This is a genomic window from Halopenitus sp. POP-27 (assembly GCF_029889855.1).
Classification (GTDB): Archaea; Halobacteriota; Halobacteria; order Halobacteriales; family Haloferacaceae; genus Halopenitus; species Halopenitus malekzadehii.
The window spans coordinates 137,458-157,686 of sequence record NZ_JARANU010000002.1 but is presented as its reverse complement, the minus strand read 5'-3'; the positions used below and the strand labels follow the sequence as shown (position 1 = coordinate 157,686).

The window sequence follows — 20,229 nt, the reverse complement described above, 5'->3', positions numbered from 1 at the left end:
CGATCCGGCTGCGATCGGCGGTTCGGGGGCCGTTGATGGCGCCACCCGCCGCCTCCGATCTCCTCGTCACGGTGGTTCCCCTCGCCGTCGACCTCGCGACGGTCCGGTCGCTCGTGTATTACGGCGCCATCTACGGCGTCGTCCTCGCGGTCGCGGTCTGGATCTATCGCGACGCACGCGACCGCGAGATCGGGTATCCAGCCGTCTGGGCGGTCGCGACGCTCGTGTTGACGATCGTGCCGGTGCTTGCGTACCTCTACGTTCGCGGCCAGCGAACCCGAGAGCACGCGACCGAGCCGGCCGATCGGGATCCGTAGGGAACGGAACCGCCCGATCGAGACTTCCCAGAACCGACGGGAACTTGCCTTATGCCGTCTCGGTGTCCGTCTCGGCCCCGTTTCGTGGGAGCACGATGACGGGTCGATCGCTGTTCGTTACGAGCTTCGTGCGAACGCTGCCAGAGAGGAAATCGAGGATCCGTCCGCCGCCGCGTGACCGAAAGGCGACCGTGGTCGCATCGTGCTCGGCGGCAGCGGCGGTGATCGTTTCGGCGACGTCGGTTCCGTAGTGAATCGCGGTCTCGATCGGGACGTCGTCGTTCTCGGCGAGCCCGCGGATCGCCTCGAAGGCCTCCTCGGCGACCTCGCGACGCTGTTCGACGCTCGCCTTGTCGATCCCGCCGCCGGCCTTTTCGATCACGTTGATGACGACGAGTGCGGTCTCCGTGTCGAGGTATCCCGAGAGGGCGTCGTAGGTGGCGACGGCGTCGGCCTCGCTCGAGATCGGGACGAGTATGCGGTCGGTGAGATCGGTCATACTAGACGGTTTGAACCCCGTCGGTATAGTGTTGTGCGCTTCAGATTTCGCTCGCCCACACCCGGTAGTCGTCGTCGAGCTCGAAGACGGTTCGGAAGGTCCGCTCGATGAAGTCGGCGATCCGGTTGGCGTCCGAACGAGCCGTGATCACGGCGTTCGTCCCCTCGGCGTCCTCGGGGCTGTGCAGCTCGTCGATCCGGAACTCGGGATAGTCGTCAAGCAGGGTTTTCAGTCGATCGAGCTCGTCGTCGGTGACGTCGAGCACGACCTCGGTGCCCGCCACCTGGATCCACGGCGGGAGGTCGTCCTCGGTCGTCGTGGTGTCGCTGTCGGCGTCGACGTCGAGGGTCGCCACCGGGCTCGACCGGGCACGGTGGGCACTCACCGCGTCGGCGAACAGCGCGTGCCGCTCCGTCTCCTCGGCGGCGTCGAATCGGGTCATACGGCACGGTTTCGCGGCGGGCCTAATAAGGCGGGCGGTGGGACGGAGTTCTCGGATAGTGGAACGAGTTTTGGACGGTGGGACGGAACATACGATCTCGATGTGGGAGCATTCGATCGCGATGCAGGATCGATCGACAACGCGCGTCGCAGCTGAATGGTGGCATAGCGCAACTATAAATATATAAATTAAATATAATATATTGAATATTTATAATTCTGCAGATTAAAAACGCAGGAACTGGTACCATCGACCCCCTCCGGACCGGTTTGGGATCGACGGATGAACTGTTTGATCAACGAGTAGCGACGATAGAGCGACCGTACTACGGAGAAACGGCTGAGAAAGACCACTCAAACACTCCTTTCGGTGACGGCTGTTCACGGCTGATCGCCGAGTGACGGCTGCTCGACGCCGACCTGCGATCATCTTATCCACCGGAATCGTGGCGGTCTCCCGGACGATAGATAGTATGTATTTAAGTAAAATATACAATGTATTTGTATATTAGTATTATAACTAACCGTTCTGCCCCGCGATCGTTTTTGGTAATGACAAAAACTAACCGTCTTGAACGAGATGTGGTAGTATGGCTCGTGAGACCGAAAAACGAACCATCCAATCGGTCGATCGGGGGTGTGAGATCCTGGAGACCCTTCGCCGGAACGGACCGTCGACGATCTCGGAACTGGCGGCCGACTCGGAGCTGTCGGCCGGCAGCATCCACACGTACCTTGCGACGCTGCGGGATCACGGTTTCGTCGACAAGGACGGGACACAGTATCGGCTGGGATCGATGTTCATTCCCTTCGGCGTCCGTGTTCGAAACCGATCGGACCTCTATGCCGCCTCGAAGACCATCCTTCAGGAACTCGCCCAGGAGACCGGCGGCTGTGTCCACCTGACACGTGAGTACGACGATCGGCTTCTGATACTCGAGGAGGTCTACGGAGCGAACGCGATCGGCCAGGAGTTCCACGTCGAAAAGCGTGGCCGGCTGCAGCGACATCTGCACTGTACGGCGAACGGAAAGTCGATCCTGGCGTATCTGTCCGACGATCGGGTACGGGAGCTGCTTGCGGACCACGGACTCCCGTCCCGAACCTCACACACGATTACGGACCGCGAGACGCTGCTCACGGAACTCGAAACGATCCGGGAACACGGATACGCGCGGAACGATCAGGAACATATGCCGGGCATACGGGCGGTCGGCGCACCGATCCGCCGTGATGAGGATGGCGCGGTCATTGGATCGGTTAGCGTCTCCGGATCGGCCGCGAGCTGGACCGGCACCCGGTTCGAGGAGACGATTCCGGCTGCCGTCACGGAGGCGGCCACCGACATCGAAATACGGATTCACTCGCGAGAACGAGAGGTTTGGTGAGACGGGAGTTGGGGGGGCTTGGTGAAGCAAGAGCCAGGGAGATCCCTCGTCGATCCTCCGGAATAATTACACGTATATAGGTGTAATTCACCGGGGTGTGATGGCGAGATCTGTCTGGCTCGGCGCGCGAATACCCGCTGAGTTTGACTGTATTTGTCATTACCAAAAGATCTCATCGTGAGGCGATTCGGTCCTCGGGCGGTTGGCACAGCGATCCGTACCGGGCCGACGGAGTCGATCGACGACTCGTTGGAGGGCTGACGACGGAATGGGTGCGGTTTTCTGTCACGATTATAGTCCCACGGAATATGTTCACAACCACCGGAATATTTATAACGATTGTAACCAAGAGTTCGGTCGCATGGCAGAGGATGACTACTACGTGAGCATCGACACCGGTGGGACCTTCACCGACGGTTACGTGTCGTATCCTGATGGATCGACGACGGTCAAGGTCCCGACGACGGACCACGACCTCACGGTGTGTTTCCGTAACTGTATCGACAAGGCGGCGGATAAGCTCGACAAACCGACCGAGGAGTTCCTCGTCGACACGGACGTTATCCGATTCTCGACGACGATCGGGACGAACACGATCATCGAGCGGTCGGGACCGAAGATCGGGCTCATCGCGACGGCCGGCGAGGAGGACGGCCTGTTCAGCGCCGAGGACGATGACGGTCTGATCTCGGGGGAAGACCTCGTGATCGGCGTCGAGGAGCGGACCGACGCCGACGGCGAGGTGGTCGATCCCGTGGACGCCGACGAGGTACAGGCGGCCGCAAAGACCCTGATGAACAGGGGCGCGAAGCTCATCCTGATCAGCTTCGCCAACTCGTTCCACGACGAGACGAACGAGGAGCGGGCACGCACGGTCATCGAGACCGAGTATCCGCCCCACTACCTCGGCCCCAACCAGGTGCTGACCGCCAACGAGGTCAGCAGCCGACCGGGGTATCGAACGCGCACGTACACGGCTCTGGTCAACGCGTACGTCCATCGGCCGATGGCCCGCTCGCTTTACAAGGCGGAGGACGACGCCCGAAACAGCGGCTACTCGAACCCGCTGCTCATCGGCCAGTCGACCGGCGGCGTCGCCGGCGTCTCCAAGACCGTCGCGTTGCACACCTACAACTCCGGCCCGGTCGCGGGAGTGCTCGGCGCCGACGCGTTCCGGGAGCTGTACGACCTGGAGTCGGTGATGAGCGCGGATATGGGCGGCACGAGCATCGACCTCGGCACGATCGTCGACGGCGAGCTCGAACGAAACCTCCTGCCGGAGGTCGCCGATATGCCGGTCCACGTCCCGATGATCGACGTCCACACGGCCGGCGCCGGCGGCGGCAGCGTCGCCTCGGTGAGCGACGGGGAGCTCTCGGTGGGCCCCGAGAGCGCCGGTGCGGAACCGGGACCGGCGTGTTACGACCTCGGCGGGTTCCAGCCGACGACGACGGACGCGGACGTCGCGCTTGGGTACATCGACCCGGACTACTTCCTCGGCGGGGACCAGCAGCTCAGCGCGGACCGGGCCGAGGAGGCGATCGAGCGGCAGGTCGCCGACCCGCTCGACGCCTCGGTCGCGGAGGCCGCGCTCCAGGTCAGACGGCGCGTCGACCGAAACATCGCCGACAGCATCGAGTCGCAGCTGGCCGAGCGTGGCGAGGACCCGGCCGACGTCACCCTGATCGCCTACGGGGGCGCGGGGCCGACCCACTGCTGTACCTTCGCCGCAGCGGCCGGCGTCAACCGCATCATCACCGCCCCTGCCGCGGCCGAGTTCAGCGCCTTCGGCGGCGCGACTCTGGACGTCGAACACCGCTACTCGGCGGCGCTCGGCGAGACCATCGCCGGAGACGTTCCCTCGGTCGACGGGAACGCGTTCCGCCGAACCGTCGAGCGGCTGGAGGCGGAGGCGATCCAGGACATGGCCGGTGAGGGATTCGACGCGGACGACGTCGCGCTCCAGACGTCGATCCTGGCGCGTCTCGGCGACGAGACCCACGAGGTCGACGTGCCGTCCCGAATCGGCGGTCCGGACGACCTCGACCCCGTGATCGACGCGTTCGACGCCGATCCGGAGGACGAGATCGACCTCGACACGCTGGTGTTGACCGCGGTCGGGCCCGTCGCCACCGAGGATCTCGATCGACACGAACTCGGGGACGCGGATCCCAGCGACGCCCGGAAGGGATCCCGCGAGGCGTACTGGCCCGTCGACGGCTGGGTCGAGACCGACGTCTACCAGCGTGAGGAGCTCGAGCCCGGCAACGTCGTCGAGGGACGGGCGCTGATCGAGGCGACCGACACGACCTACGTCGTTCCCGACGACTGGACCTACACGATCGACGAATACGCCAACGGGATCATCGAACGATGAGCTTCGGATCGCCGCCGGCCGTCGACTACCTCGAAGGACTCTCGACGGAGCAGCCGTTCGTGCCCCTCGTCGACACGCTGGCGGCGGAGATCAACCAGGTGCCCCACGAGATCTACCACCGGAACGCCACGCAGTCCGCGAACGGCCGGCAGCGCGCACAGCGGCTCTTCGAGCACGACGCAGTGGCGACCACCCTCGACCGGACGCTGCTGTGTGACGTCCTCGACGCGGCCGTCGAGTGGAGCGATGACGCCGATCGCTTCGTCGTCGACTCAGTCTCCGGCGGCGGCGAGCTGAGCGCGCCGACCGACGTGGCCGCCGCGGGACGCGTCCCGACGGTCCTCGACGTGGCCGAACGACTCACCACGACCCTCGAGGACGTCGCGGTCGTCGGCGGACTCCCCGGTCCGGTCGCGACCTTCAACGAGCTGCTGCCGGACGCACGCCTCGACGCGAACCAGGAGACGACGGCGCTGATACGGGAGGTCTTCGGCGACGTGGCACGGGCCTACGGCCGGGCGGGCGTCGACGCGTTCCTCGTGACCGAGTTCGCCACGGGAGCCCAATCGCCGTCCGCCGTCATCGAGACGAACGTCGCGGCGTTGGAGATGCTCGGGAACATCGCCGAGTTCTTCGGCGTTCCCGTGGCGTTCGTGCCGGAGGGGTACGACGTGGACGTCGCGGCCGAGATCGCCGAGCGGACGTCGATCGACGGCGTGCTCCTCGACAGCAGCGATCCCGCGACGCTCGCCGACCGATTCCCCGACCTCCGCGTCGGCGGCGGGATCACTCCCGAGCTGCTCGCGGAGTCGACGGACGAGATCGAGTCCACGATCGAGGATCGCTTCACGGACGCGCCGGACGCGGTGTTTCCCGCCAGTGGAACCGAGATCCCGCCGGAAACGCACCCGAGCAAGCTCACGGCCGTCTCCCGCGTCGTGGAGGCGACGACGTGAGCGGACCGAGAAACCATGACAGGACATACCGACACATCGAACTCGACCGACCGCATCACAGCGACAGACAGCATCGACCGGCCAACCGAGCAGACCGACGGAACCGATCCGACTGACGGAATCGCAGCGACCGACGCGTTCGAACACGACCGACGGAGTGAGACCAGATGAGCACGACGAAACGGATCACGGAATACCTGGAGATCGACCTCGAGGACCGGACGTGGACCTGCACCGAGTGTGCCGAGACCATCGCGCCGGCCGACGAGAACTACAAACGCGGCTGTGTGGTGCGTGAACGCCATCCGCACGAGGTCCATCGACCCCTGATCGAGGACGCCGAGTACTCGTTCGCGCCGGACCCCGACTGGGTGCGGATCGTGGAGTTCTACTGCCCGGGCTGCGGGACGATGATCGAGAACGAGTACCTCCCGCCGGGTCATCCGATCACCCACGACACCGAGTTGGACGTGGACGCGCTCGTCGAAAACGGAGGGTCGCGATGACGACGCGCATCAACATCGACGCGGGCGGGACGTTCACCGACTGCTTCACCCTTCACGACGGCGAGGCGGTGTCGGCGAAGACGCCGACGACCGAACACGACATGTCGGAGTGTTTCTTCAAGGGGATCCGCAAGTGTGCGTCCCAGCTCGATGTCGACCTCGACGAACTCATCGCCGACGTGGACTCGATCCGGTACTCCACGACGACCGCGATGAACCGACTGATCGAGCGAAAGGGGCCCAAGCTCGGGCTGCTCACCACGGCCGGCGTGCAGGACTACCCGCAGATCGGTCGCGGCCCGCGGTGGGCGGACGGTCTCACCGACAACGAGCAGCGGAACATCTCCGACGCGGAGAAGCCGGAGTACCTCGTCCCCGACTCCCGAACCAATGGGATCCGTGAGCGCGTCGACAGCGAGGGAACCGTCCTCCGGCCACTCGACGAGGAGCACGCCCGCGAGCAGATCCGCGACCTCGTCGACCGGGGCGCGCGGGCGATCGTCGTCAACCTGCTGTGGTCCTACGAGTACCCCGAACACGAACAGCGGATCCGGGAGCTCGTCCGCGAGGAGTACCCGCCCTCGTACCTCGGGAGCATCCCCGTGTTCCTCTCCTCGGAGGTAATGCCGACCAAACAGGAGTACGAGCGGACCAACACGACGCTGCTGGACGCCTACCTCTCGGAGCTGATGCAGGAACACATCGCCGACATCAAGGAGCGGCTGGAGGCGTACGGCTACGAGGGGGACGTTCAGATGCTGCACAACACCGGCGGGATGGCCGAATCCTACAAGACGACCGCCGTCGAGACGTTCAACGGCGGGCCCGTCGCCGGGCTGAAGGGAGGCGAGTACCTCTGTGACCTGCTCGGCTACGACAAGGCGGTCGTGACGGACATGGGCGGCACGAGCTTCGACATCGGCATCCTCACCCAGGGCGGCGTCCAGTCCTACGAGTTCGAGCCCATCATCGACCGCTGGCGCGTCTCGGGGACGATGATCGAGTCGAAGTCGATCGGCGCGGGCGGCGGGTCGATCGCCTCCGTCAACGACGAGCTCGGCGGCCGGCTGGAGGTCGGCCCCGAGAGCGCCGGCGCGGACCCCGGTCCGGCCTGTTACAACCGCGGCGGCACGAAGCCGACCGTCACGGACGCGGACGTGGTGCTCGGGTTCATCAACCCGGAGAAGTTCTACGCCGGCAACCAGCGGCTGGCGGTGGACCGCGCCGAGGAGGCGATCGAGACCCACGTCGCCGACCCCGCGGGAATGTCGGTCACCGAGGCCGCGCGCAACATCCGCCGGATCGCCGACGGCAATATGGGTAACACGGTCCGCAAGGAGACGATGCTTCGGGGTCACGATCCCCGGGAGTTCATCCTCTACAGTTTCGGCGGGGCCGGACCCCTCCACGCCGCCTCCTACTCGTCGTACCTCGACATCGACACCGTCGTGACGACGCCCTACTCGCCGGTTTTTTGCGCGATGGGGTCGGCGACGATGGACACGCTGCACCTCTACGAGCAGTCCAACTCGATGTACCTGCGCGAGTCGGGCGAGGAGGCCGTCTACTCGGCCGACTACGAGTCGTTCAACGAGACCGTCGCGGATCTCCGTGCGAAGGGGCGTCGCGACATCGAGAGCGAGGGCTACGACCCCGACGACATCACCTACGAACTCGAGCTGGATATGCGGTTCGGCGGACAGATCCACGTCGCCCGCATCAGGTCGCCGCGGCTCGAGATCCACGACGAGTCCGACGTCGAGGCGATCTGTGACCACTTCATCGACCAGTACACGGACCGCTTCTCCTCGTACTCGGTGACGCCGAGCCACGGCATCACCGTCGAGAACTTCGCGCTGAAGTCCCGCGTCGAGAGCTCGGACATCGACCTGCCGACCACGACGGTCGGCGAGCGCGACCCGGCGGCGGCGAAGGCGGGCTCCCGGGACGTCCACTGGGAGTCGAGCGACGGGACCGTCTCGACCCCGGTCTTTGAATACGACGACGTCCGGCCGGGAATGGCGATCCGGGGGCCGGCAGTCGTCGACGCGGACTACACGACGACCGCGGTCCCCGACGGCTGGACGTACCGGATGGACGAATACCGCAACGGAATCCTCGAAACCGACGGAGCAACCCAATGACTGTCAACCGCGACCAACTGATCGACTGGCTCGACCTGGAAGAACCGACCGACGAGGAACTGGCCTGTATGGACGACCTCGGCCACGGCGACTACGAGATCTACTCGGAGCGCCTCCGGCTGATCCTCGACGAGGGCGTCGACGTCTTCGTCCGCTCGGGCGTCTCACAGTTCATCGCCGCCCGCGACCTGGCGGTGGCGATCTACACGCCACAGGGGGACCTCATCGACTCGGCGGCGGGAGCGTACCTGCACGTCGTCACGGGCATCCCGCCGCTGAAGTACGTCATCAACAACTTCGCCGACGACGAGACCGTCGGCGTCGAACCGGGCGACGTCTTCTACGCCAACGACGCCCTCTACGGCGGCATCCACAACCCGGACCAGATCGCCTTCATGCCGATCTTCCACGAGGGGGAGATCATGGCGTGGGTCTCCGCCGCCGTCCACACGACCGAGACCGGCGCGATCGAGCCCGGCGGGATGCCCATCTCGGCGCGGACCCGCCACGACGAGGGGATGAAGCTCTCGCCCATCAAGATCGGCGAGGACTACCAGCTCAAGACCGACATGCTCGAGATGCAGAAGAACTTCATCTCGCGAGCCCCCCGGATGCACGAGATCGACCTCCGGGCGCGGCTGACGACCTGTGACCGGGTCAGACGCCGGGTGAAAGACCTAATCATCGAGAAGCAAGGGCCCGATTTCTTCAAGGGACTCATCCGCCGGAACATCGAGGAATCCCGGAAGGGCGCGAAAGAACGGGTCGACTCCTGGAACGACGGGACCTTCCGAACCGTCCACTTCGCCGACTCCGTCGGGTACGAGGACGGCCTCTGGCGGCTGAACACGACGATGGAGAAGGAGGGACCGGAGATCTCCATCGACTACACCGGGACCTCCCCGGAGAACGACGGATCGTTCAACTCCCAACCGGTCGCCTCGATCGCCCACACGGCGAACTACCTGTTCAGCGTTCCCTTCCACGACCTGCCGAAGAGCAACGGGACCTACGACCTGATCGACTTCGAGATCCCGAAGGGATCGATCCTGTACCCGGACGCCGAGGCGTCGACCGTCCAGGCCGTGATGGTCAATCAGGTGGTGATGGACTCCACGACGACGCTGTTCTCGCGGTCGATGTACGACGACGAAACCGAGAACGAACACGTCACGGCCCCGATGGCCAACACCGGCGCCGGATACGCCTTCGGGGCGGTGAGCCAGCACGGGGAGCCGGTCGCCGACCTGATGTCGCACGCCCTGAACACCGACGGCACGGGGGGACAGGCTCGCCGGGACGGCGAGGACGAGGCGATCTTCCCGTGGTGTCCGTTCGGGCACGCCTCGAACATGGAGTTCGTCGAGAACGAGTACCCGTTCACCCACCAGTACTTCCGGCACGGAACCGACTCGTGTGGCCACGGGAAACACCGCGGCGGGATCGGGATGCAGATGGCGTACATGCAACACCACGTGCCCGCCGTCGAGTGGCTCTCGATCTGTCACAACTCGAAGCTCGTCACCGGACAGGGGCTGTTCGGCGGATATCCGCCCCGAACCATCCCCGGTCTCACGGTCACCGATTCGGACCTGAAGGAACGGATGGCGAACGGGGAGTACGTCCCGGACGACATGATCGAGCTCCTCCAGGAGCAGCCGCTCGACGCCGACTACAACGTCACGAGCCACGTCCGGGAGTCACAGCCCTACGAGAACGGCGACCTCTTCATCGGCCACTCCGGCGGCGGCTGCGGCTACGGCGACGCGCTCGAGCGCGACCCCGAGGCCGTGATGGAGGACATCGAAGCCGACCGCGTCTCCCACTGGGCCGCCGAGAACATCTACGAGATCGAATACGACGAGGAGTCGCTGACCGTCGACGAGGAGGCGACCGAAAAGCGCCGCGAGCGCTACCGGGAGCAGCGCCTCGAGGAGGCGGTCCCGTTCGAGGAGTTCCAGGACGATTGGGAGCAAAAGAAACCGCCCGAGGAGATCCTCGAACACTACGGCAGCTGGCCCGAGGCGGAGAAGGAAGGTCCCGTGCTCCGGATGTAACGATCCGGTGCCGGTATCGACACACATATTTCACTATCAACACACCATGACCGACGTATACGACCCGATCGAGACGGACCCGTGGGACGACGTCGTGGCACGCCACGAGTCGCTGCTGTCCGACCAGCTCGCGTACCTCGCCGAGCACTCCGACTACTACCGCCGGAAGTTCCGGGAGTGGGACGTCGACCCGGCGTCGATCACGACCCTCGAGGCGTTCCGGGAGATCCCCTTCACGACGAAGGAGGACGAGCGACGCAACCAGGCTGACCCGGACCCTGACCAGCCCCTCGGCGCGCACCAGGCGGCCCCGACCGCGGACCTGAACCGCACCATCTCGTCGTCGGGAACGACCGGCAAGCCGACCTACTTCGGGCTGACGGCGAGCGACCGCGAACACTGGAACGCGGTCATCAAGCGGTGTTTTCACGCCACCGGAATTCGCCCCGAGGAGACGGTGATCTTCGGCGTCGGCCAGACGATGGTCCCCGGCGGCACGCCGTATTTCGAGGCGATGACCGAGCTGGGGGCCAACGTCGTCCCCGCCGGTGGCGGGAGCACCGAGCGGCTGCTGGACGCCCTGCAGGACCTACACGCGCCGGTATTGTTCACGACGACCTCGCACCTTCGGTACCTCACGGAGCGGGCGCCGGAGATCCTCGACCGGAGCGTCGACGAGCTGCCGGCCGTCAAGCTGATCGGCGGCGGCGGGCCGGGGATCTCCTCTCCCGAGATCCGCCAGGCGCTTTATACGGAGTGGGACGCCGATCTGGTCCGCGAGCTGATGGGTCTCGGCGACGTCGTCGGCTGTCTGTGGGCCGAGTGCGCCGCGGAGGCCGGGATGCACTACTGCGGACAGGGACACGCCCACGTCGAGCTGCTCGATCCCGACACGGAGACGGTGATCCCGTTCGAGGAGGGTGCGGAGGGCGAGCTCGTGTACACCCCGCTCGGCCGCGAGGCGACGCCGCTGCTCCGGTACCGGTCGGGCGATTACGTCCGGATCACGGGCACCGACTGCGAGTGCGGGCGCACGTCGCCGCGGATGCAGTGTATCGGCCGCGTCGACGAGATGCTCATTTATAAGGGAATGAACGTGTTCCCGTCCGCGATCCGCGACGTCGTCGCCGAAGTCGAGGGCACGCTCCCGTACGCCCGGGTCACGGTTCCCGACTCCGACACCGTCCGCTTCGAGTCGCCGATCCCGGTGACCGTCGTGCTGGACCCGGATTCGGACCGGGAGGCCGACGCCGTCGTCGAGGACGCGATCGACCGCGTCCGGTCACGACTCAAGGTCCGGATCGACCCGCAGCCGGTCTCACCCTCGGCGATCGAGCTCTCCGAGTACAAGACGAACCTCGTGGAGGTGGAGTCGGAAGCGACGGAGGCGTAGGCGTCTCTCGGACGAACTCAATTATATACGATATAGTATATAAATATAAACCATTCATTCTACAAAGACGTTTGATCAGCGACTGAACGTCGATCGATGGCGGGTTCTCCGGTCCAGGACGCTCGATCGAGTCGTCCCCTCCCGCTTTGTCGTGTCGATCCGGGCACAGGATCAGCTCCCGCCATACTGAGCGACGTAGCGCCGGTGCGGGTCGAACGACCACATATACATTATAAATAAACACGGTGACTACCGCGTTCGAACCGGTGACCGCCGATCGCCACTGCGGAGACGCGACCCGCGCGATCGAGGATCGGTGGTTCCGAACGATGCAGTCGAACGCCACATAAATATTTAATATACATACATATAACTTACAATATATTTGGGACACGAAATTGGAGAGAGGGTACCGTGACGGAGCCGCGGCTCACGATCGATATCGACCCACCCACGGCCGGGCCACCATCGGACGCCGATCGACCCACCCACGGCCGGGCCACCATCCGCGCCGATCGACCCACAGGTCTTTCCCCTCGTGCGGTGACCGGACGGTATGAACCGACGGGAACTCGCCCCGCTGATCGACCACACCGTCCTCGGACCGACGACGACCTGGGACGACGTCCGGATCGTCCTCGAGGCCGCGGTCGAGCACGGGATGAACGCGTGCGTGCCGCCGTGTTACCTCGAGGAGGCGACCGCGTTCCTCGATGCGGAGTCGGACGGCGCGTCGGCGGAGACGCTGCTCGTGACCGTGATCGACTTCCCCCACGGACAGGGCTCGACCGCCGCCAGACGGGAGGCGGCCGTCGCCGCCTGGAACGACGGCGCCGACGAGTTGGACGTCGTGATCTCCATCGGTCGGCTGAAAGCCGGCGCGGACGACGCCGTCGCCGCCGACCTGGCGGAGGTGGTCGCCGCGGTCCCGATCCCGGTGAAGGTCATCGTCGAGACGGCCCTGCTGACCGACGCGCAGACGCGACGCGCCTGTGAGGCCGCGGTCGCCGCCGACGCCGATATGGTCAAGACCTCGACCGGATTCGCCGACGGCGGCGCGACGACCGACGACGTCGAACTGATGAGCGAACACCTCCCGGTGAAGGCGTCCGGCGGGATCGGCAGCTACGAGGCGGCGATGGCGATGATCGAGGCGGGCGCGGAGCGGATCGGTGCGTCCTCCGGCGTGACGATCCTCCAGGGCGCGCCGGAGTGACGGGCGGGCCCGAGTACTGGGCGGTCCCGAGTACGATCGACGACGAGTACCGATCCGATCGACCGTCGGCTCGATCTCCGGGCCGGCTCGGTCCTCGCGTCGGATCAGTCCCTGGATCAGTCCTCGCGTCGGCTCAGTCTTCGGATCGGTCGTCGTCGGACGTTCGCGACCGAGCGCCCGATCCGAACAGCCGGGACCGGATGCCGCGGTCGTGTTTCTTCTCGGCGAGCAACACCGAACAGTCGACGTCATAGAGGACGTCGAGCACGAGCGAGCCGCGCACGAGCCGCGAGAGCAGCCCCTTCTCGGTGGCGCCGATCACGAGCATCGTCGCGTCGGCGGCGGCCTCGGCGATCCGGGTCTGGACGTCGCCGGATTCGATCCGAAGGGTTGCGTCCGCGAGGTCGTTCTCACTCGCCCAGTCCTCGAGGAACCGCCGTCCTGCGGCCGGATCGTCGGCGACGTGTAACAGCGTGACCTCGGATCCGTACTCCGCACGGAGCATTCGGGCGACCGCGGCGGACAGCTCCGAGTCGGGGCCGCCGGCGGTCGGGATGAGGATCCGCGAGGGGTCGTATCCGCGGTCCTTGAACACGAGGATGTCGCTTGGCAGCGAGTGGGCGATCTCGTCGATCGCGGACTCGGCGCGACCGGGCGAACCGTGGACGTCATCGCCCCATCCCATCACGGTGAGGTCGGCGCCGTAGGTTCGGGCGGCGTCGAAGACCTCCTCGAACGTTCGGTGCGAGAGGATCACGTGCGTCTCGACGTCGACGCCGAAGGTCTCGGCGTCCTCCTTGGCGCGCTCGAGGAGGTCATAGGCCGCATCGTGAGCCCCGCGTTCGCGGGCCGCCTCGAGGGAGGTCTGGTCGGGAACGTTGGCGATGTTGACGGCGACGACGGTCCCGTCCCGCTGCTTGGCGACGGCGGCCGCAAGCGAGATGAGGTGGCCCTCGGTCGCGGGGTTCGCGAGGGGGACCATCACGCGGTAGTCGGCGGCATCGGGCTGGACGGACGTGGCCGCGGAGACGGCCGCATCGGGCATCTCCTCGGCGCGGTCGAGGACCCACGTCCCGAGCACGCCGGAGCTCTCCACCCGACTCCGGGCGTAGCCGAAGTACCAGAGGGTCGCGAACGCGACCAGTCCGGCCGAGAGCACGATGACCCGCGGTTCGATGTAGGCGATGAGCGCGAAGGAGGTGATCGCTCCGACGATCGGGACGATCGGATACAGCGGCACCGTGAAGTCGGGATCGTAGCCCTCGGGCTCGGCCTCGCGCATCACGATCAACGCGATGTTCAACAGCCCGTAGACGATGAGGTGAAGCACCGACCCCGCCGTCGCGAGGGTTTCGAGGTTCCCGAACACGAGGAAGACGATGATGAGCGCGCCCGTCACCGCGATCGATTTATACGGTGTCCCGAATCGACCGTGGATCTCGTTGAGCTTCGGGGTGACGATCTTCTCCCGACCCATCGCGAAGTTGATCCGGGACGAGGAGAGGATCGAGGCGTTCGCCGAGGAGGCCGTCGCGAGCAGGCCGCCGAACAGCAACGCGCCCCAGCCGAGAATCCCGATGCTGTACCCCAGTATCGAGTACTGGCCGAACAGCAGCTGTGCGGCCTCGACGACTGCGGTATCGTTGTTCGCCACCATCTCGGTCGGCACCGCCGCAAGCAGGACGACCAGGAACAGCGCGTAGATGGTGGTGACGATCACGACGGAGCCGATGACCGCGATCGGGAGGTTCCGTCCCGGGTTCTTGATCTCCTCGGCGACGGAGGTGATCTGGACGAACCCGAGGTAGGAGACGAAGATGATGGCCGTAACCGGCAACACTTCCCCGGCGGCGCCCGGCGGGGCGATCGGGCGCAGCGACGAGAGCTCGGCGTTCAGCATGCCGACGATCGTGAACAATCCGAGGATCCCAAGCAGGGTAAGCACGATGACGTTCTGCAGGCCGCCGGTCTCCTTGGCGCCGACGTAGTTGACCCCCACGAACAGGACGGCCCCGATCAGGCCGATCGTCTGGGCCGCGGACAACGATACCGGGCCGAGCGCGAGCGCCGGTGCGCCCACGAGCGCGTTGACGTACTCGCCGAAGCCGTACATATAGAACGAGGACGCGAACGCGAGCCCGAGCCAGTTCGCCCACCCGCTTATCGACCCGAACAGGGGCCCGAGTGCACGGTTGATGTAGAAATACGCCCCGCCGGACTTCGGCATCGCGGTCCCGAGCTCGGAGGCGGACAACGCCGTGAACAGGGCGACGACGCCGCCGATCACGAACGTGGCGGCCGACAGTGGTCCGGCCCGCGCCACGGCGGTCCCCGGAAGGACGAAGATGCCGGCACCGATCATCGTCCCGATACCGATCGTCAGCGCCGCCAGCAGCCCGAGGTCCTTCGCGAGCTCCTCGTCACTGCTCACGTGTGGTACCCCCCAGTGGTTTCCGATCGTCGGGACTGCCGGTGGGTCGATGGCTTGCTCACAGTAGCCGGTGACTCGTGTGCGAAGGATCGACGACTTCCCGAAAATCGATGCTCGAACATACCCGGTGTTCCACGCCAAGCCGCTTAGTTCGTTCCTTCTTCGCTCGTTGTGGGGTCAGTCCGACGACTCCTCGTCGTCTTTCATCTCGTCGAGCCGACCGACGAGATCGTCGGTCGAGGCGTCACTCTCAAAGGACATCGAGCCGTCGTGGTCGTTCTCGTGGACGTTGACCGCCTCGGAGTCGTCGTCCTCGTCGTCCCGGTTCGCGTTCTCCTGTTCGGATTCATCGTAGCTGCCGAAGCCCATACCGACACTTTACGGGCTCCCTGAAAACACCCCCGTCCCGGGACCGCAGTGGGGATCGGTACCGCACGTCGACGCCCCGCGGATCCGCCGTGCTTTTGGCCGCAGGCACGCTACCGTGTGTAACCGATGGCGACGTATCACATCGAGACGTACGGCTGCACGTCGAACCGGGGTGAGAGCCGCGAGATCGAGCGGGCGCTGCGCGACGGCGGCCACCGCCCCGTCGCGGGGCCCGACGAGGCCGACGTCGCCATCCTCAACACCTGTACCGTCGTCGAGAAGACGGAGCGAAACATGCTCCGCCGCGCCGAGGAGCTCGCCGAGGAGACCGCCGACCTGATCGTCACGGGCTGTATGGCGCTGGCGCAGGGCGAGCAGTTCCGCGAGGCCGGCATCGACGCCGAGGTGCTCCACTGGGACGACGTCCCGACCCACGTGCGCAACGGGGAGTGTCCGACTCCGGCGTCCGACACGGAGCCGATCCTCGACGGCGTCGTCGGGATCCTCCCGATCGCGCGCGGCTGTATGAGCAACTGTTCGTACTGCATCACCAAGTTCGCGACCGGTCGCGTCGATTCGCCGCCGATCGAGGAGAACGTCGAGAAGGCGCGCGCGCTCGTCCACGCCGGCGCCACGGAGATCCGAGTGACCGGCCAGGACACCGGCGTCTACGGCTGGGACGACGGCGATCGGAAACTCCCCGAGCTGCTCGACCGGATCTGCGACATCGACGGCGAGTTCCGAGTCCGGCTGGGGATGGCGAACCCCGGCGGAATCCACGGCATCCACGAGGAACTGGCCGACGTCTTCGCGCGCAACGAGAAGCTCTACGACTTCATCCACGCGCCGGTTCAGTCGGGCAGCGACGAGGTTCTCGAGTCGATGCGCCGACAACACCGCGTCGACAAGTTTCGCGAGATCGTCGAGACGTTCGACGACCGCCTGGACCACTGGACGCTCTCGACGGACTTCATCGTCGGGTACCCGACCGAGACGAGCGCCGACCACGAGCTGTCGATGGACCTCCTCCGGGAGGTCCGCCCCGAGAAGATCAACGTCACGCGCTTCTCGAAGCGGCCCGGCACCGACGCCGCCGAGATGAAGGGCCTCGGCGGCACCGTCAAGAAGGAGCGCTCGAAGGCGATGTCCGAGCTGAAGATGGACGTCGTCGGCGAGGCCTACGAGGCGATGATCGGGACGACGCGCGACGTGTTGGTCGTCGAGGAAGGCACCGGCGACTCGGTGAAGTGTCGCGACTCCGCGTACCGACAGGTGATCGTACAGAACGCCACCGATCACGGGCTCGAGCCCGGCGACGTCACGACCGTTGAGGTCACCGGCCACAACACCGTCTACGCGTTCGGCGAGCCCGTGTGACGCCGGACTGAATCCGGAGTGGACCCCGGACGGACCGCCGTTACCGCGGCGTCTCCGTCCCCCACTTCTCGATCGCCGTGGCGAGCGCGGGCTCCCGCTCGGCGGCAGCCTCGATGGCCTCGCCGGCCGCGGCCGCGTCGACGGCTGCCCGGAGCGCCTTCGCGCCCTCGTGGGTCCCGTCCGGGTGGCCGTGGATCCCGCCGCCGGCCTGGATGCACAGTTGCGTGCCGAGCCGGTCGACGAGCTCCGGGACGAGACCCGGATGGAGCCCGCCGGAGGCCGTGGGCAGCACGTCCGACAGGCCGTACAGCTCCGAGCCGAGCCACTCGTTGATGCCGACGGTGTCCTCGTTGGCGAGCTTGCCCAGATCCGCCGTCCCGGTGTGGATCTGGTCGACGCCGCACAGCCGGGCGATCTGGGCGATGACGCGCATCGAGACGCCGTGGTCGGGCAGGCGGTCGAAGCCGGCGTGCATCGCCCGGTGGGCGTGGATCGCGAGCCCGTGACGGTCACAGCGCTCGCGGACCTGCTGGACCGATGCCCAGCCGCAGGTGACGACGTCGACCATCACGTACTCGCCGCCCGCCTCGGCGACGGCGTCGACGCGGTCGAGCATTTCCCCGCCGGGTGCGGTGACGTTGACCAGGTACGACTTGCGCTCCCCGGTCTCCTCCTCGGCGCGGTCGCGCGCGGCGAGGCTCTCTGTGAGCCGGTCGTGGAACGGGTTGAACGCCTGGTCGGTGAGGTTCTCATCGTCCTTCAGCAGGTCGATCCCGCCCGTCCAGGCCTGGTAGCCGACCTCGACGTGCTGGTCGGTCGAGAGCCCGACCTTCGGCTTCGGGACCGTGGCCGTGATCGGCCGGTCGCCGGCGTCGAAGATCCGGTCGCGCACGGCGGAGCCGAAGGCGGGCCCGGGAAACGACGTCGCCAGCGGCTCGGGCCACTCGCAGTCGCGCAGTCGGATCCGGTTGACCGCCTTCATCCCGAGGATGTTGCCGGCGATACACGACAGCACCTGCGGCATACTTCCCGGTTCGAACAACGCCATTGGGTAGGCGACGCCGACCTCGTAGCCCTCGCGGCGGTCGGTGCCGGGCGTGTCGCCGCCCACGGTCGCCGGCTCGATGTCGAAGGCGATCGCCGAGAGGTCGGTGACCGACCCCTCGACCTGCAGCGCCGCCCACGTGCCGTTGGAGGATTCGGAGGCGACCCGCGAGGCGGCGGCCTCGGCGTCCATGTCCGCCGCCGGCTCGACGTAGAACCGGCAGACGAGGTCGTCGTCCGTCGGCTCGTAGGAGCGATCCAGGAAGTCCTCGTAGGTGATTCCGACCATGTCCCGTGATTCGGTCGGCCGGCGTATAAAGCCTCAGGGCGGCGGGGTCACTCAGGGTGGCGGCGTCGTCCCGGGACGATTGGCCGAACCGTCCCCGCAAACGGCGGTCGTCGATCCGGAACGCCGCGATGAAAAGCGATCGAGTCGCGCGGTTACTCGACGTCCTCGTAGACCCACGTCGTGCCCGAGCGGGTCCAGTCGACGAGCTCCTCGTCGTCGAAGAAGAGGTCGATCTCGCGCTCGTTGGCGCCCTCGTCCTCGTGATCGGAGGCGTGGATGACGTTGTGGCCGAGATCGAGGCCGAAGTCGCCGCGGATCGTGCCCGGGGCGGACTCGGCGGGGTCGGTCTCGCCGACCATCGCGCGGACCTGGCGGGTGGCGTCGGCGCCCTCCCAGACCATCGCGAAGACCGGGTCGGAGGTGATGAACTCGACGAGGCCGTCGAAGAACGGCTTGTCGGCGTGCTCGCCGTAGTGTTCGTGGGCGAGCTCCTCGTCGATCTGCATGAACTTCGCGCCGACGAGCTGGAGGCCGCGGTCCTCAAAGCGGGAGACGATCTCCCCGATGAGCCCGCGGTTGACGCCGTCGGGCTTGACCATCACGAAGGTACGCTCGTCGTGGTGGCTCATTCGTTCTCGCCCTTGTTGGCCTGCCCGGCCTCGGTCCACTCGAGGTCGCGGGATTCACGACCCATGAAGTAGTTCTTCTCCGCCTTCGAGTCGACGAAGTGGAGGATCGTTCCGTCCGTCTTCACGAACATCGTGCCCGTGCCGGGCTCGATCTCCTCGCCGGTGTAGTCACAGGTTCGTGTCTCGACCATCGTCATTGCCCCCCGATGGAGTCGGCGTCACGCTGGGTCTCCCGCAGCTGGAGCACGTCGCCCACGCGGGCGGGCCCCAGGACGTTTCGCGTGATGATGCGGCCCTGATTCGATCCTTCCTGGATGCGGCATTTGACCTGCATGGCCTCGCCGTGCATCCCGGTTTTGCCGACGACTTCGATGACCTCCGCGGCCGTCGAGTCGCCGGTTCCCTCTTCTGCGCTCATAACCGCTTATCGGAGTTCCTCGACCTTTCCGGCGATGTCCTCGACGTCGTCGGACGCCTCGCCGGCGTCGACGATCGCGGCCGCCGCGGAGCCGACCTCGAGGCCGGCCGCGTGACCGACGTCGTCCTGGGTCTCGACGAAGACGACCGGGATGCCCTTCTCCTCGGCGAGTTCGGGGAGGTGCATCACGATCTCCTCCGGCGAGACGTCCTCGGCGACGAAGGCGAGCTTCGCGTTGCCGCGTTCGACGGACTTGGTCGTTTCGTTCGTGCCTTTCTTTACCGTACCGGTGTCTCGGGCGACCTCGAGCGCGTCGAGCGCGCGGTCAGCGAGGTCGGCTGGGGTGTCGTAGTCTACGTAAACTGCCATAGTTGGTCA

19 protein-coding genes are annotated in these 20,229 nt (G+C 66.1%); 10 read left to right on the top strand and 9 right to left on the bottom strand.

Translation table 11 applies throughout. The features are described from left to right. Positions 1-35: 35 nt before the first annotated feature. Entirely contained in the window at positions 36-317 is a 282-nt protein-coding gene (locus tag OQF70_RS02500) for a hypothetical protein (protein WP_280535642.1), read from the top strand. A gap of 49 nt (positions 318-366) precedes the next feature. Here OQF70_RS02500 and OQF70_RS02495 read toward each other — a convergent pair whose 3' ends face one another. Both OQF70_RS02495 and OQF70_RS02490 read right to left on the bottom strand, forming a co-directional pair. Further along, positions 367-816 (bottom strand): universal stress protein, encoded by a 450-nt coding sequence (locus tag OQF70_RS02495; protein ID WP_092816950.1) that lies wholly within the window; start codon positions 814-816, stop codon positions 367-369. A 40-nt stretch (positions 817-856) separates the two neighbouring features. Further along, on the bottom strand, positions 857-1,258 hold the full coding sequence (locus OQF70_RS02490) for a hypothetical protein (RefSeq protein ID WP_092816951.1): 402 nt from the start codon (positions 1,256-1,258) through the stop codon (positions 857-859). 589 nt (positions 1,259-1,847) lie between these two features. On the opposite strand from OQF70_RS02490, the gene OQF70_RS02485 reads away from it, so the two are divergent. The 8 genes from OQF70_RS02485 (at position 1,848) to deoC (ending at position 13,294) form a co-directional block, all read left to right on the top strand. Continuing rightward, positions 1,848-2,645: an IclR family transcriptional regulator gene (locus OQF70_RS02485; RefSeq protein ID WP_092816952.1), complete on the top strand. Its 798-nt coding sequence runs from the start codon at positions 1,848-1,850 to the stop codon at positions 2,643-2,645. Between the two features lie 361 nt (positions 2,646-3,006). Then, positions 3,007-5,022: a hydantoinase/oxoprolinase family protein gene (locus OQF70_RS02480; protein ID WP_280535640.1), complete on the top strand. Its 2,016-nt coding sequence runs from the start codon at positions 3,007-3,009 to the stop codon at positions 5,020-5,022. Further along, positions 5,019-5,978 carry a uroporphyrinogen decarboxylase family protein gene (locus OQF70_RS02475; RefSeq protein ID WP_092816954.1) on the top strand — a complete coding sequence of 320 codons (960 nt, stop codon included), beginning with the start codon at positions 5,019-5,021 and terminating at the stop codon, positions 5,976-5,978. Before OQF70_RS02480 ends, OQF70_RS02475 begins: the two co-directional genes overlap by 4 nt. Positions 5,979-6,145: 167 nt before the next feature. After that, positions 6,146-6,484 carry an acetone carboxylase subunit gamma gene (locus OQF70_RS02470; RefSeq protein ID WP_092816955.1) on the top strand — a complete coding sequence of 113 codons (339 nt, stop codon included), beginning with the start codon at positions 6,146-6,148 and terminating at the stop codon, positions 6,482-6,484. After that, the gene (locus OQF70_RS02465) at positions 6,481-8,628 is read left to right on the top strand and encodes a hydantoinase/oxoprolinase family protein (RefSeq protein WP_092816956.1); all 2,148 of its coding nucleotides are present in this window, start codon (positions 6,481-6,483) and stop codon (positions 8,626-8,628) included. Before OQF70_RS02470 ends, OQF70_RS02465 begins: the two co-directional genes overlap by 4 nt. Continuing rightward, a complete protein-coding gene (locus OQF70_RS02460; protein WP_280535639.1) occupies positions 8,625-10,685 on the top strand; it encodes a hydantoinase B/oxoprolinase family protein in 2,061 nt (686 codons plus the stop codon). Before OQF70_RS02465 ends, OQF70_RS02460 begins: the two co-directional genes overlap by 4 nt. Before the next feature lie 46 nt (positions 10,686-10,731). Then, a complete protein-coding gene (locus tag OQF70_RS02455) occupies positions 10,732-12,078 on the top strand; it encodes a hypothetical protein (protein WP_280535638.1) in 1,347 nt (448 codons plus the stop codon). Between the two features lie 556 nt (positions 12,079-12,634). Further along, entirely contained in the window at positions 12,635-13,294 is a 660-nt protein-coding gene (deoC, locus tag OQF70_RS02450) for a deoxyribose-phosphate aldolase (protein WP_280535637.1), read from the top strand. A gap of 133 nt (positions 13,295-13,427) precedes the next feature. Here deoC and OQF70_RS02445 read toward each other — a convergent pair whose 3' ends face one another. After that, on the bottom strand, positions 13,428-15,725 hold the full coding sequence (locus tag OQF70_RS02445; protein ID WP_280535636.1) for an amino acid permease: 2,298 nt from the start codon (positions 15,723-15,725) through the stop codon (positions 13,428-13,430). A gap of 177 nt (positions 15,726-15,902) precedes the next feature. Next, positions 15,903-16,094 carry a DUF5786 family protein gene (locus tag OQF70_RS02440; RefSeq protein WP_280535634.1) on the bottom strand — a complete coding sequence of 64 codons (192 nt, stop codon included), beginning with the start codon at positions 16,092-16,094 and terminating at the stop codon, positions 15,903-15,905. Positions 16,095-16,220: 126 nt separating this feature from the next. Here OQF70_RS02440 and OQF70_RS02435 point away from each other — a divergent pair, with 126 nt between their 5' ends. After that, positions 16,221-17,471 (top strand): tRNA (N(6)-L-threonylcarbamoyladenosine(37)-C(2))-methylthiotransferase, encoded by a 1,251-nt coding sequence (locus tag OQF70_RS02435; protein ID WP_280535632.1) that lies wholly within the window; start codon positions 16,221-16,223, stop codon positions 17,469-17,471. Between the two features lie 40 nt (positions 17,472-17,511). Here OQF70_RS02435 and rbcL read toward each other — a convergent pair whose 3' ends face one another. The 5 genes from rbcL to rpl7ae all read right to left on the bottom strand — a co-directional run bounded on the left by rbcL (position 17,512) and on the right by rpl7ae (position 20,220). Next, positions 17,512-18,804 (bottom strand): type III ribulose-bisphosphate carboxylase, encoded by a 1,293-nt coding sequence (gene rbcL / locus OQF70_RS02430; RefSeq protein WP_280535631.1) that lies wholly within the window; start codon positions 18,802-18,804, stop codon positions 17,512-17,514. A gap of 152 nt (positions 18,805-18,956) precedes the next feature. Next, a complete protein-coding gene (ndk, locus tag OQF70_RS02425) occupies positions 18,957-19,433 on the bottom strand; it encodes a nucleoside-diphosphate kinase (RefSeq protein ID WP_280535630.1) in 477 nt (158 codons plus the stop codon). After that, a complete protein-coding gene (locus OQF70_RS02420) occupies positions 19,430-19,624 on the bottom strand; it encodes a 50S ribosomal protein L24e (RefSeq protein WP_092817028.1) in 195 nt (64 codons plus the stop codon). Before OQF70_RS02420 ends, ndk begins: the two co-directional genes overlap by 4 nt. 2 nt (positions 19,625-19,626) lie before the next feature. Then, entirely contained in the window at positions 19,627-19,851 is a 225-nt protein-coding gene (locus tag OQF70_RS02415) for a 30S ribosomal protein S28e (protein ID WP_280535629.1), read from the bottom strand. 6 nt (positions 19,852-19,857) lie between these two features. Further along, positions 19,858-20,220, bottom strand: coding sequence for a 50S ribosomal protein L7Ae (gene rpl7ae / locus OQF70_RS02410; protein WP_039400712.1), 363 nt, complete (start codon positions 20,218-20,220; stop codon positions 19,858-19,860). Between the last annotated feature and the right edge of the window lie 9 nt (positions 20,221-20,229).

Coding starts and splice junctions, on each gene's coding strand:
- rpl7ae (WP_039400712.1), bottom strand. CDS start 20,220: ATGGCAGTTTACGTAGACTACGACACCCCAGCCGACCTCGCTGACCGC.
- OQF70_RS02470 (WP_092816955.1), top strand. CDS start 6,146: ATGAGCACGACGAAACGGATCACGGAATACCTGGAGATCGACCTCGAG.
- OQF70_RS02440 (WP_280535634.1), bottom strand. CDS start 16,094: ATGGGCTTCGGCAGCTACGATGAATCCGAACAGGAGAACGCGAACCGG.
- OQF70_RS02435 (WP_280535632.1), top strand. CDS start 16,221: ATGGCGACGTATCACATCGAGACGTACGGCTGCACGTCGAACCGGGGT.
- OQF70_RS02480 (WP_280535640.1), top strand. CDS start 3,007: ATGGCAGAGGATGACTACTACGTGAGCATCGACACCGGTGGGACCTTC.
- OQF70_RS02460 (WP_280535639.1), top strand. CDS start 8,625: ATGACTGTCAACCGCGACCAACTGATCGACTGGCTCGACCTGGAAGAA.
- OQF70_RS02455 (WP_280535638.1), top strand. CDS start 10,732: ATGACCGACGTATACGACCCGATCGAGACGGACCCGTGGGACGACGTC.
- OQF70_RS02485 (WP_092816952.1), top strand. CDS start 1,848: ATGGCTCGTGAGACCGAAAAACGAACCATCCAATCGGTCGATCGGGGG.
- deoC (WP_280535637.1), top strand. CDS start 12,635: ATGAACCGACGGGAACTCGCCCCGCTGATCGACCACACCGTCCTCGGA.
- OQF70_RS02490 (WP_092816951.1), bottom strand. CDS start 1,258: ATGACCCGATTCGACGCCGCCGAGGAGACGGAGCGGCACGCGCTGTTC.
- ndk (WP_280535630.1), bottom strand. CDS start 19,433: ATGAGCCACCACGACGAGCGTACCTTCGTGATGGTCAAGCCCGACGGC.
- OQF70_RS02465 (WP_092816956.1), top strand. CDS start 6,481: ATGACGACGCGCATCAACATCGACGCGGGCGGGACGTTCACCGACTGC.
- OQF70_RS02420 (WP_092817028.1), bottom strand. CDS start 19,624: ATGGTCGAGACACGAACCTGTGACTACACCGGCGAGGAGATCGAGCCC.
- OQF70_RS02475 (WP_092816954.1), top strand. CDS start 5,019: ATGAGCTTCGGATCGCCGCCGGCCGTCGACTACCTCGAAGGACTCTCG.
- OQF70_RS02495 (WP_092816950.1), bottom strand. CDS start 816: ATGACCGATCTCACCGACCGCATACTCGTCCCGATCTCGAGCGAGGCC.
- OQF70_RS02415 (WP_280535629.1), bottom strand. CDS start 19,851: ATGAGCGCAGAAGAGGGAACCGGCGACTCGACGGCCGCGGAGGTCATC.
- OQF70_RS02500 (WP_280535642.1), top strand. CDS start 36: ATGGCGCCACCCGCCGCCTCCGATCTCCTCGTCACGGTGGTTCCCCTC.
- rbcL (WP_280535631.1), bottom strand. CDS start 18,804: ATGGTCGGAATCACCTACGAGGACTTCCTGGATCGCTCCTACGAGCCG.